The sequence below is a fragment of the Streptomyces sp. NPDC058001 genome, assembly GCF_042886315.1.
GTDB lineage: Bacteria > Actinomycetota > Actinomycetes > Streptomycetales > Streptomycetaceae > Streptomyces.
This window is the reverse complement of sequence record NZ_JBHVQT010000004.1, coordinates 67,735-79,793: the sequence shown is the minus strand read 5'-3', so window position 1 is coordinate 79,793 and position 12,059 is coordinate 67,735. Positions and strand designations below refer to the sequence as shown.

General features: G+C 72.0%; 8 protein-coding genes. 5 read left to right on the top strand and 3 right to left on the bottom strand.

Annotation, left to right across the window (positions count from 1 at the left end):
• Positions 1 to 53: 53 nt before the first annotated feature.
• A complete protein-coding gene (locus ACFVT5_RS10105) occupies positions 54 to 554 on the bottom strand; it encodes a YwqJ-related putative deaminase (protein WP_389883809.1) in 501 nt (166 codons plus the stop codon).
• A gap of 298 nt (positions 555 to 852) precedes the next feature.
• Here ACFVT5_RS10105 and ACFVT5_RS10100 point away from each other — a divergent pair, with 298 nt between their 5' ends.
• The 3 genes from ACFVT5_RS10100 (at position 853) to ACFVT5_RS10090 (ending at position 5,593) form a co-directional block, all read left to right on the top strand.
• Positions 853 to 1,839: an SMI1/KNR4 family protein gene (locus ACFVT5_RS10100; RefSeq protein ID WP_389883806.1), complete on the top strand. Its 987-nt coding sequence runs from the start codon at positions 853 to 855 to the stop codon at positions 1,837 to 1,839.
• Between the two features lie 7 nt (positions 1,840 to 1,846).
• Positions 1,847 to 4,510: an SUKH-4 family immunity protein gene (locus tag ACFVT5_RS10095; RefSeq protein WP_389883803.1), complete on the top strand. Its 2,664-nt coding sequence runs from the start codon at positions 1,847 to 1,849 to the stop codon at positions 4,508 to 4,510.
• Positions 4,511 to 4,708: 198 nt separating this feature from the next.
• Positions 4,709 to 5,593, top strand: a complete 885-nt coding sequence (locus ACFVT5_RS10090) for a cellulose-binding protein (protein WP_389883800.1) — start codon at positions 4,709 to 4,711, stop codon at positions 5,591 to 5,593.
• Here ACFVT5_RS10090 and ACFVT5_RS10085 read toward each other — a convergent pair.
• The gene (locus tag ACFVT5_RS10085; protein ID WP_389883797.1) at positions 5,590 to 7,284 is read right to left on the bottom strand and encodes a cation acetate symporter; all 1,695 of its coding nucleotides are present in this window, start codon (positions 7,282 to 7,284) and stop codon (positions 5,590 to 5,592) included. The genes ACFVT5_RS10090 and ACFVT5_RS10085 overlap by 4 nt on opposite strands.
• Positions 7,281 to 7,790 carry a DUF485 domain-containing protein gene (locus tag ACFVT5_RS10080; RefSeq protein ID WP_389883795.1) on the bottom strand — a complete coding sequence of 170 codons (510 nt, stop codon included), beginning with the start codon at positions 7,788 to 7,790 and terminating at the stop codon, positions 7,281 to 7,283. The genes ACFVT5_RS10085 and ACFVT5_RS10080 overlap by 4 nt, the downstream gene beginning before the upstream one ends.
• Positions 7,791 to 8,359: 569 nt before the next feature.
• On the opposite strand from ACFVT5_RS10080, the gene ACFVT5_RS10075 reads away from it, so the two are divergent.
• Both ACFVT5_RS10075 and ACFVT5_RS10070 read left to right on the top strand, forming a co-directional pair.
• On the top strand, positions 8,360 to 9,148 hold the full coding sequence (locus tag ACFVT5_RS10075) for an ABC transporter ATP-binding protein (protein WP_389883792.1): 789 nt from the start codon (positions 8,360 to 8,362) through the stop codon (positions 9,146 to 9,148).
• Positions 9,145 to 11,712 (top strand): ABC transporter permease, encoded by a 2,568-nt coding sequence (locus ACFVT5_RS10070; protein ID WP_389883789.1) that lies wholly within the window; start codon positions 9,145 to 9,147, stop codon positions 11,710 to 11,712. The genes ACFVT5_RS10075 and ACFVT5_RS10070 overlap by 4 nt, the downstream gene beginning before the upstream one ends.
• Positions 11,713 to 12,059: the final 347 nt, after the last annotated feature.

Here is a 12,059-nt window from a genome sequence, read left to right as displayed (position 1 = left end):
TGTCGTCGTCCTCGGGGGCTGCCTCGCGCGGGGCGGGCGGGGGCGAGGGGGGTTCAGCCCTCGGGTGCCGGGGCGACGACGCGTACGCCGAAGTGGGCCGTGAGCGCGGTGCAGGCGCGGCAGGGGTGTGCGAAGGCGCCGTGCAGGGGGTCGCCGTCCTCGCGGATGCGGCGGGTGGTGAGTTTGGCTTGTTTGAGTGCCTTGCGGGCTTCGCCGTTGGTCATGGGTTTTCGGCGGGCGCGTTTGGAGCGTTCGGCGTCGGCGGTGGTGAGGTGCCGGGATATCAGGACGGCCTCGGCGCAGCGTCCGGTGAAGCGGTCGCGCCGGTCGCCGGTGAGGGTGTCGAGGAAATCCTGTACGAGTGGGTGGAGGGCGGGGGCCTGGTCGGCGCGGACCGCGGTGCCGGTGAGGGTGGTGCCGCGTACGGAGAGGGCGGCGGCGACGCTGGGCAGGATGCCGTCGCGGCGATGGGTGAGGACGGGTGCGTGGGCGGCGTCGGTGCCGCTCCAGCCGACCCGGGGGTCACCCGGTGTGCCTGTCTGTGCCGTGGTCATGAGTGGTGGTTCCCTCCCCGCCGGCGGGCGTTGGCCGGTGTGGGGGCCGCCCCCGGGCGTGGGGACAGCCTGCCAAATGGGGCGGGTGGTGCGGAAGCGGGGGGACGTCGACACGCGGGGTCTTCGGCGCACGGTCACGGCGGGGTGACCGCTGGTCACGGAAGTGGAGGCCCGGTGACCGGCGGTGCCGTACCGCTTAGGCTGTGGCCTGTCCGTAGCTTCGGGTGTCCGTCCACGGCTTCGGGTGCAGTCGGTCGCCGAGCAGATCCATTCGAGAGTGCCGCAGGGGGCAACCGCCATGACGACAGGTCGGCTCGGGCAGCGAGCCGTGCCGCCGAACGCGGCCTACGCCGGTCAGGTCGTGCATTTCCCGGATCCGGTGCGGGCCGCCCGGCATCCGCGAGGGGTGCGGATCGACGAGCGTGGCTATCCGGAGTTCTCGTCGTACGCGCGCGCGGCGGCGGAGATCGCGGAGCCGCCGGAGGGTTTCGGCGTCGACGAGTTGCGGCTGACGGACTATGTGTCGGCGAACGCGGCGATGGCGGCGGCGGGGCACTCGCTGTGGGACACGATCCCCTCGGTGTCGACGCCGCACGGCTGGACGTGGCACCACGCACCGGGCACGCGGCGCCTTGAGTTGGTGCCCGTCGAGGTGAAGGCGCTGCTGCGGCATCACGGTGGTCTGGCGACGGCCGCGGTCGACCAGGACAAGCGCGGGACGCGTCCCTTGCAGGAGACGCGCCCGGCGCACTTCGGGCTGCCGAGGTCGTCGGTCGCGGTGACCGAGCAGCAAGTCCTGGGTGTGGAGGAGGACTTGGGGTACCGCCTGCCGGGCGCGTACCGGTCCTTCCTGAAGGCGGCGGGCGGGTGCGCCCCGCTGGGTGCCGCGCTGGACGCCGAGTTGGGCCTCCTGGTGGACCAGCCGTTCTTCACGGTGCGGGACGAGGCGGCGGTCAACGACCTGGTGTACGTGAACAAGTGCCTGCGGGACCATCTGACCAAGGACTATCTCGGCGTCGGGTTTGTGCAGGGCGGTCTGCTCGCGGTCAAGGTGCGGGGGGATCGGGCCGGTTCGGTGTGGTTCTGCGCGTATGACGACGCGCGGGATCAGGACGGCTGGTCGGTCGCCGAGCGGGTGGGTCTGCTGTTGCCGTGCGGGGAGGACTTCGACGCGTTCCTGGCGCGGCTCGCGGGTAATCCGCCGGAGTTGGAGACCGTGGCCAATCTGATGGTGGACGGCGGTTTCGCGCGGTCCGTGCCGGTGGACACCGCGACGGGGGAGTGAGTGGCTGATGGTGACCTTCGCACAGGCGCAGGAGCGCGCCGAGGAGTGGATCAACGGGGATGTGCCCGGGTATCAGCATCGTGAGGTGCGGGTACGGGAGTTCGAGCTGGGGTTCGTGGTCTGGGCGGAGGACCGTGCGGACGGTCCTCGGTCGGACGGCGGGCGGCAGCGGCTGGTGATCGCCCGGGACAGCGGCGAGGCGACGCTGTGGCCGGGCCTGCCGGTGGGTGAGGTGATCCGGCGGTACGAGGAGGAGTACGGGGTCGCGGAGGACGGCCGGGGTCCGGGCGCCGGGGCCGCGCGGCCTCCGGAGCGGATCGATCTGAATCAGACGTCGTTCCTGTTGAGCCCTCCGGAGTGGCTCCAGGAGGCGGCGGACAAGCTGGGGATTCCGGACCGGCGGGGGGAGGCTGCTCCTGCCGGGGGTTCCGGTTCTGTTTCTGTTTCTGGTTCCGTGTCCGGTGCGGGTGCGGGTGCGGGTGCGGGTCCGGGTGCGGCGGACAGTGGGGCGACTCCCTGGCCGGCGGCGGCGTCCGGCGGGCCCGCGCATGAGCCGACCGCGCAGGACGGGATGCGGGCCGGGTCGCCGGGTGCGCCGGCCGGGGCCACCCCGTGGGCCGGGACGGACACGGCGCCCGATCCGGGCGAGGACCGTTCGGTGCCGCTGCCCGCGACGGTGTTCGCGCCGCCGGTGCAGCTCTCGGACGAGGACGACATGCCGCCTCCGACGACGTCGCCGGAGGCGCAGACGGCGCTGATGTCGGGCGGCAGCGGGCTTCCGCCGACGGCGGTGGCGCCGGCGCTGCGGGGTCCGCAGGTACCGGGTGCTCCGCAAGTACCGGGTGCGCCGCAGGTACCAGGGGCTCCGCAGGTACCAAGTGCTGGGCAGGTGCCGGGTGCGCCGCCGCCGGGTGCGTCGGCTTACGGGTATCCGCAGGGTTCCGGTGGGGTGCCCGGTCCTGGTGCGCCGCCGCCGGTTGCTCCGGGCGGTGCCGGGGCGCAGGACATCGCCGAGGCGGCGACGAGCAAGGCTCAGGTGCCGCCCCGGGGTGCGCGCGGGGGCGGCGCGGTGGCTCCGCCGCCGCCGGGTGCGCCGGGGACGCCGGGTGCTCGGCCGGGGGTTCCGCAACCTCCGGGTGCGCCGGGTGTTCCGGGTGCCGGGCAGCCGCCTGCCGGTCCGGGTGCGCATCATGCGGCGACGATGTTGGCCGGTCCGAATCCGGGGGGTCCGGGTGCGCCTCCGCCTCCGCCGGGTGCCCCTGGGGTTCCGGGTGCCCCGGGGGTTCCGGGTGTCCCCGGTGCCGGGCAGCCGCCTGCTGGTCCCGGTGCGCCTCCGGGTGGTGTGCATCATGCGGCGACGATGTTGGCCGGTCCGAATCCGGTCGGTCCGGGTGCGCCTCCGCCTCCGCCGGGTGCGCCGGGCGTTCCGGGTGCCCCGGGGGTTCCGGGTGTCCCCGGTGCCGGGCAGCCGCCTGCCGGTGGTCCGGGTACGCCTCCCGGTGGTGTCCATCACGCGGCGACGATGCTGGCCGGTCCCAATCCGGTCGGTCCAGGTGCGCCCCCGCCTCCTCCCGGCGCCCCCGGCCCGTTGCCGGGTGGTCCCGTACCGGGTGGTCCCGTACCCGGTGGTTCCCTGCCGGGTGGTCCCGTACCGGGTGCCCCCGTCGCGTACGGCTATCCGCAGCCGCCGGTCGGGCAGCCGACCGTCGGACCCGGCTACCAGGCCGTGCTCCGGTACCGGGCGGCGGACGGGTCCGAGCAGCAGCTCATCCGGCGTTCGGCGCCGGGGACCCCGCACCCGGAGTGGCAGATCCTGCACGAGCTGCGCGGCATGAACGTGCCGCCGCAACAGGTCCTTGAGCTGCACACGGAGCTGGAGTCGTGCGAACTGCCGGGCGCGTACTGTGCCCGGATGATCCGGGAGACCTGGCCCCAGGCCCGTATCACGAGCATCGCCCCGTACGGCAGGGACCATGCGTCGCGGCAGCAGGGTATGCGTCAACTGCTCGCGCATCAGGGCGAGTTGCACCAGGTCGCGGACGGTCCCGCGCGGCCCGCTCCGGTGCGGGCGCCGCTGCCGCAGGTGCATCCGGCGCCGCCGCTGCCGCCGGAGGGCGTGGCGCAGGAGCTGGCTGCGGCGTTCGGGCCCGCGGTGTTCCGTTTCGACCAGCGCGCGGTGTCCCGGCAGGGTGTGCCGGAGGCCGTCGCGGTGACGCTGGTGTGGGCGGGTCTGCCGGCCGACTTCGGGCCGTTCTTCTGGGCGCAGGCGCAGCCGGGCCGTCCGGTGCCGACGCTGGCGGAGCTGGCGCAGGAGCGCGGGGTGCAGCCCGCTTCGGACGCGGGCTCGTATCTGGTGATGGGCAGTGACTTCGGGCGTGCGATCTGTGTCCAGTACGGCACGGCGCACATCGTGGCCGTGCCGGTGGAGGCCGGTCCGGGCGGCGCCCCGGTGCCGCCGCAGTTCGTGAACACGGGGCTGCCCGAGTTCGTACGGTGCATGGCGCTGCTCGGGCGGATGTGGCGGCTGCGGTTCGGGCTGAACCAGGAGCAGGCGGGCCGTTGGACCGTCGACTTCCAGGCGCAGTTGGCCGCGCTGGACCCGGCGGCGCTGGCGTCCCCGGAGAGCTGGTGGTCGGTGCTGCTCGAACAGATGTGGGACGGCTTGTTGTAACCCGTCCGTCGCGTGTGCTGAGGCGTCCGGTCCCGGGTGAGGGGCCGGGCGCCTTTCTGCGTCCACCTCCTGGGAAGGAGTGTCACGTTACGGGCACTTGCTCACCATCCGTCAGGATATGCGGACATGCGTCATGGCCCGGTGCCGTGCGCGCGTCCGCCCTGCCGGCTTGGTGCGGCTTCGTGGAGGGAGACAAGGGTGAGCGGTGCATCGTCGGCGCCTCACGACTTCGTGACCGTACGGGGCCGTGGCTACCGTCCCGATCAGGTGGAGTGGTACACCGCCGCGCTGTCCCGGGCGCGGGACGAAGCCTGGGAGCGGGCCGCCCGGCTCACGGTCCTCGCCAACCGGATGGAGACGGAGGCGGAGGGACTGCGCGAGGCGGTGGCGCAACTGGCCCCGCAGACGTACGAGTCGCTGGGGGAGCGCGCGCGGCGGCTGTTCGCGCTGGGCGCGGAGGAGGCGGACGCGGTCGGGACGGCGGGCCGTGACGAGGCGCGGCGGATCGGCGACGCGGCGCGGGACGGGGCGCGCGCGGCGCGCGACGAGGCGGGGGCGTACGCGGACGGGGTGCGGGGCGAGGCCGAGGAGTGGGCGCGGCAGCGGGCGCTCGCGGACCGGGCGGAGGCGGACGGGATCCGGATCGCGGCGCGTTGTGAGGTGAAGGAGCGGCGGGGCGAGGCGATGACGGCGCTGCGCGACGAACGGCGGCGCGCGGCGGGGCTGTTGGCCGAGCAGGAGGCGGAGCACGCCGCGCGGTGGGAGGCGGCGGAGCGGGGGTACGCGGAGCGCGCGGCGGAGGTGGACGCGGCGCACGCGGAGCGGGTGGCGCGGGCGGACGCCGAGGTGGACGAGGCGCGGCGGGAGTTGGTGGCGGCGGAGGGGTCGGCACGGCAGGGGCAGGAGGAGGCGCAGGCGCGGGGCGAGGTGCTGCTGGCCGACGCGCGGGCGACGGCGGAGAGGATCGCTCGGGAGACGGAACGGGTGCTGCGCGAACACGGCGACCTCTGGGACGAACTGCACACCCAGATGACCCAGGTCCGCACCAGCCTCACCACATTGACGAGCGGCACACCGGATTAGTTCCGGCCGGACGTCGCCTGGCTCCCGCTCCCTGTCTCCCCGTCGCCGCTGGTCCCCACCCCGGTCCCTGCCCCCGTTTCCGCCCCGGCGAGCAGCAAGCCCTCGACCGCCTCGTACTCCCTGCGTTGGGTGTCGGCCGTGTGGCGGGAGGAGAGGACGGTGCCGAGCCAGCCGAGGGCGAATCCGGCGGGGATGGTGACCAGTCCTGTGGTGGTGAAGGGGAAGAAGGTGAAGTCTTGGTCGGGGAACGCGGCGAGCGGTGAGCCGGAGACCAGGATGGTGCCGGGCAGCAGGACCAGGACGGCGAGAGTGCCGCCGATGAGGGTGCACAGCAGTCCCGCGCGCGTGTAGCGGCGCCAGAACAGGGTGTAGACGAGCGCGGGTGCCAGAGCCGACGCGCCGATGCAGAACGACAGTGTCACCAGGGGTTGCAGGCTGCGGTGCTGCACGAAGGTGGCGAGGAAGATCGCGACGGCCCCGATCCCGACGGCGCACACGCGCGCGAGTGTCATCTCGCGCCGTCCCGTCATCTCCCGCCGCCCCGAGGGTCGCCGCGCGCGGTGCGCGAACACGTCGTGCGCGAGGGAGTTGGCGCACGCCAGGATCATCCCGGCGACGGAGGCGAGCAGCGTCAGGAAGATCGCCGTGGTCACCGTCGTGAACAACAGGGTCTCCACCGTCGAGACGTCCACCCCGAACACGGCACGGGAGCCCAGGAGGTACGCGGTCTGGCCCTGCGGGTCGGCGCCCAGTACGGCCGAGCGGCCGATCAGCGCGATGGCGCCGAAGCCGATGATCGACATGATCAGGACGAAGCCGGCCACCGAGGACACCGCCCAGGACATCGAGCGGCGCACCTCGCGCGCGTCGCGCGCGGTGTACATCCGCATGGTGACGTGCGGCAGACAGGCGCCGCCCAGGACGACCGTCAGCTCCGAAGTGATCATGTCCAGGCGGGGGTTGGCGCCGCCGGCGAACTGGAGCCCGGAGTGCAGGAAGGCGTCCCCGAGCCCGCTGATCCTCGCGGCGGCGGTGAGCAGCGCTCCCGGGTCCCAGTCGAACCGGTTCAGCATGAGGACGGCGATGACGGTGCCGGACCCGAGGAGCATCACGATCTTCATGATCTGGATGAGCGCGGTGCCCTTCATCCCGCCGATCACCGCATACGTGATCATGAGTGCGCCGAGTCCGACGACGACGCCCGTCTTCAGGCCCTGGCTGTCGAAGCCGAGGACGAACCCCATCAGGTCGCCCGCGCCCGCGAGTTGGACCAGCATCAGCGGCAGCAGGGCGGCGAGGGTGACGGCGCAGGCGGTCATCCGGACCGCACGGCCCGGCATCCGGCGCGCGAGGACGTCGCCCATGGTGAACCGGCCCGCGTTGCGCAGCGGTTCGGCCATCAGGAACATCAGCAGCATCAGCGACAGCGCCGTACTGAGCGCGAGGACGACGCCGTCGTACCCGGCGACCGCGATGACGCCGCTGGTGCCGAGCACGGTCGCCGCGGAGATGTAGTCGCCCGCGATGGCCAGGCCGTTGCGCATCGGCGACAGCGTGCCGTACCCGGTGTAGAACTCGCCGATGCCGTCCCGGTCGGGTCCGGTCATCACACACAGGAGCAGGGTCAGGGTGACCACGGCGGTGAACGCCATCAGGGACATCGCCTGCGCGGAATCGCTGAATCCGTTCATCGGTCGCGTTCCTGTCGTCGTCGCCGCTGCCGCCCGTCGGCCTCGGTGTGACAGCGCAGCCGTTCCGCGAGCGGGTCGACGCGCCGCCGGGCCGTGTACTCGTACAGGGCGATCGCCAGGCAGGTGACGGGGAGTTGGCACACGCCCAGGAGCAGCCCGGTCGTCATCCCGCCGAAGGCCGTGCGGGTCATCGAGTCGGGCGCGTACGCGGACAGGACGAGGAAGAGGGTGAAGTAGCCGAGCGCGGTGAGGGTCGCGACCCGGCGCTGCCAGCGGTACGCGCCACGCAACCGCCGCAGTTCGCCCCGGCGGTCGGACCGCTCGGCCGGCCGGCCGACGTGCGCCGGCAGCCTCGGGGGAGCCGCGGGCGCCGGGGGGAGGGGCTGTCGCGGGTACGTCGTATACGACGGGGACGAGTCGTGCGAGGGGGTGAAGGCGTGCGGCAGATGCCGGGCGGCGGCGGGAGGTGGGCGGTGCGGCCGGTACGGAGGCAGGTCTGGGGACATCCCGGAATCTCCTAGCGCGGGTGAGCGGGGGAGGAGCGGGTGAGCGAGCACGTTACTCGCAGGTATCCGGGCGGTGGGGAGTTTTCCACAAACTGGATGGTCGGTATGTGGAAAAGCTTCGGTGGGGTTGATCCTCACGCGACGGGAGGGTGAATCCTGGCCGGGCCGAGGGCGGGCGCCGCGACGGGTGGATGTCGAGGGGTGGAGGAACCCCGAGGACCGGTCCATCGGCGGGTGGAGAACCCCTAGGGGGTCCTCCGTATCAGGGACCGGGGCGGGTTCGTCCCGGCGGAGGAGGAGGCGGGGCGGGGTCGGTCTTTAACCTGGTCTTACGCGGTCGGGGCGGTGAACCGCACCTCGGGGGGTGGGGTTTTCCCCAGGGAAAGACTGCGCTCTGCACCAGGGTGCTGGACCACCGTCCGGCACCAGACTGAAGGCAGTTCCGCACAGTGCGTCCGCCCGGCGCACCGGCGCATCCGCGCTCCGGGCGACCACGCATCGACGCGTCCGCGTATCCACACCGGGTGGGCAGACGTCGCTTCTTCGCTGACCGACATAGGAGACTTACCGTGACAACGGCTGTGACCATTCCCAGGCACGGGGGCACTGGAGGGCGTACGGCCGTGGCCGCAAGGGCACGGCAGGTCGTCAAGGCGTACGGGGCGGGGGAGACCCGCGTTCTCGCCCTGGACCATGTCGATGTGGACATAGCGCGGGGGCAGTTCACCGCGATCATGGGCCCGTCCGGCTCCGGCAAGTCGACGCTGATGCACTGCCTCGCCGGTCTGGACACGGTGACTCAGGGCCAGATCTATCTGGACGAGACCGAGATCACCGGGCTCAAGGACAAGAAGCTGACACAGTTGCGGCGCGACCGGATCGGCTTCATCTTCCAGGCGTACAACCTGCTCCCGACGCTGAGCGCGCTGGAGAACATCACGCTGCCGATGGACATCGCGGGCCGCAAGCCCGACCGTCCGTGGCTGGACCGCGTCGTCCAGACCGTCGGCCTCGCCGACCGCCTGAAGCACCGGCCGAACCAGCTGTCGGGTGGTCAGCAGCAGCGCGTCGCCGTGGCCCGAGCCCTGGCCGCCCGGCCGGAGATCATCTTCGGTGACGAGCCGACCGGAAACCTCGACTCGCGGGCCGGCGCCGAGGTGCTGGGCTTCCTGCGCCGCTCGGTGGACGAGCTGGGCCAGACCATCGTCATGGTCACGCACGACCCGGTCGCCGCGTCCTATGCCGACCGGGTGCTGTATCTCGCGGACGGCCGCATCGTCGACGAGATGCTGCGGCCCACCGCCGACGCCGTGCTCGACCGCATGAAGGACTTCGACGCCCGGGGGCGCACGTCATGACCGTGTTCAAGACCTCCGTGCGCAACTTCTTCGCGCACAAGGGACGCATGGCGCTGTCCGCGGTGGCCGTGCTCCTGTCGGTCGCGTTCGTCTGCGGCACCCTGGTGTTCACGGACACCATGAACACGACGTTCGACAAACTCTTCGCCGCGACGGCCTCCGATGCCACGGTCAGCCCCAAGTCGGCCTCGGGTGCCGGTGAGGCGGGACAGTCCGGCAAGCCGGAGTCGCTGCCCGCCTCCGTCGTGGAGAAGGCGCGCGGCGCGAAGGGCGTGAAGTCCGCCGAGGGCGCCGTCAGTTCGATGAACGTGACGGTCGTCAACTCCAAGAACGAGAACATGGGCTCCACCACCGGCGCCCCGACCATCGCCGGCAACTGGACGCGGAACGACCTGCGGTCCATGGAGATCACCTCCGGGCACGCCCCGCGCGGCCCGACCGAGGTCATGGTCGACGCCGACACCGTCGACAAGCACCACCTGAAGCTCGGTGACGAGCTGCGCACCATCTCCGTCACCGGCGACCTCACCGCGAAGATCAGCGGCATCGCCACCTTCAAGGTCACCAACCCGGGCGCCGCCGTCGTCTACTTCGACACCGCGACCTCGCAGCGCGAACTGCTCGGCGCCACCGACCGGTTCACCCAGGTCAATGTCACCGCGGCGGCGGGCGTGAGCCACACCGAGCTGAAGCAGAACGTCGCCTCGGCCCTCGAAGGCCCCTACAAGGTGCAGACGCAGCAGGAGACCGCGGACGCCAACCGCGACGACGTCGGCTCCTTCCTCGACGTGATGAAGTACGCCATGCTCGGCTTCGCCGGAATCGCGCTCCTCGTCGGCGTATTCCTGATCATCAACACCTTCTCCATGCTGGTCGCCCAGCGCACCCGCGAGATCGGCCTGATGCGCGCCATCGGCTCCTCGCGCCGCCAGGTCAACCGCTCCGTCCTCATCGAGGCCGTGTTCCTCGGCATCGTCGGATCCCTGCTCGGTGTCGCCGCCGGCGTCGGACTCGCCGTCGGGCTGATGCAGCTCATGGGCTCCATGGGCATGGACCTGTCGACCGACGACCTCACCGTCAAGTGGACGACACCCGTGATCGGCGTGGTCCTCGGCGTCGTCGTCACCGTCCTCGCCGCCTATCTCCCGGCCCGCCGCGCGGGCAAGGTCTCCCCGATGGCCGCCCTGCGGGACGCCGGTACGCCGGCGGACGGCAAGGCCGGTGTCGTGCGCGGGGTGATCGGTCTGGTCCTCACCGGCGCCGGAGCCGCGTCGCTCTACGCCGCGGCGACCGCGGACAAGGCGAGCGAGGGTTCCCTCGTCCTCGGCCTCGGCGTGGTCCTCACCCTCATCGGGTTCGTCGTCATCGGCCCGCTCCTCGCGGGCGGAGCGGTCCGGGTCATCAGCGTGGTCGTGCTGCGCTTGTTCGGCCCGATCGGCCGGATGGCGGAGCGGAACGCACTGCGCAACCCGCGCCGCACCGGCGCCACCGGCGCCGCCCTCATGATCGGCCTCGCCCTGGTGGCCTGCCTGTCCGTGGTCGGCTCGTCGATGATCGCCTCGGCCACCGACGAACTCGACAAGTCGGTCGGCGCGGACTTCATCATCCAGGGCCAGCAGCGGATCGTCCCGCAGGCCGAGAAGCGCATCGAGTCGACGCCGGGCCTGGAGCACGTCACCCGGTACAAGATCGTCGACGCCACGTTCACCGCGCCGGACGGCTCCGTCGAGAAGAGCGATGTCTCGGCCGTCGACCCGACGTACGCGAGTGACCTGCGCCGCACCACGACCGCCGGCGAGCTGTCCGCGGCGTATGGCGCGGACGCCATGTCGATCGGGAACAAGTACGCCGCCGCGCACAAGATCAAGGTCGGCGACCGGATGACCGTCGCCTTCAAGGGCGGCGAGACCGCGAAGCTCAAGGTCGCGGCGATCACCGACGACGACGTCACCATCGACCAGGGCGCGCGGTACGTCAACATCACGACCGTCGAGAAGTACGTACCGGCCGACAAGATCCCGGCGAACGACATCATGTTCGCCAAGGCCAAGGACGGCCAGGAGAAGACGGCGTACGCCGCGCTGAAGTCCTCGCTGAAGCCCTACCCGCAGTATCAGGTCCGCGACCAGACGGACTTCAAGCAGCAGCTCAAGGACCAGATCGGCCAGCTCCTCAACATGGTGTACGGGCTGCTGGCGCTGGCGATCATCGTGGCGGTCCTCGGTGTGGTGAACACCCTGGCCCTCTCGGTGGTCGAGCGGACCCGTGAGATCGGTCTGATGCGCGCCATCGGCCTCTCCCGCCGCCAGCTGCGCCGCATGATCCGCCTGGAGTCGGTGGTCATCGCCCTCTTCGGCGCCCTCCTCGGCCTCGGCCTGGGCCTGGGCTGGGGCACCACGGCCCAGAAGCTCCTCGCCCTGGAGGGCCTGGGCGTCCTGGACATCCCCTGGCCGACGATCATCACGGTCTTCATAGCCTCAGCCTTCGTCGGCCTGATAGCCGCCCTGATCCCGGCCTTCCGAGCAGGCCGAATGAACGTCCTGAACGCCATCGCAACCGAATAAGCCACGGGGGAACCGGGGGAGGCGCCCGGCGCCTCGGGGCAACCCGAGGCGCCGGGCGCCATTGCACGCCCACCCACTTCGTACCTGCGCACCTGTTGTGGGCAGGCGTTCCGCACGGCGATGGGGGTCCCCCCTGGACGGAGCTTGTCGGAGTCCTTGGGGGAGGGTGGGCACAACCCCATGTGCCGGGCACCCGGAAAGGAGAGGGCAAGCCATCCAACCCGTGCGGCAAGCAGGCACCCCGCACCGGAAAGGCCCCCGGCACCGGACGATGCCCGGTCAGCCGACGGCACGTCGTACGCTGGGGACCCCCGGCCCGTCCCACGAGTCGGGCCGTTCGCGTTGCC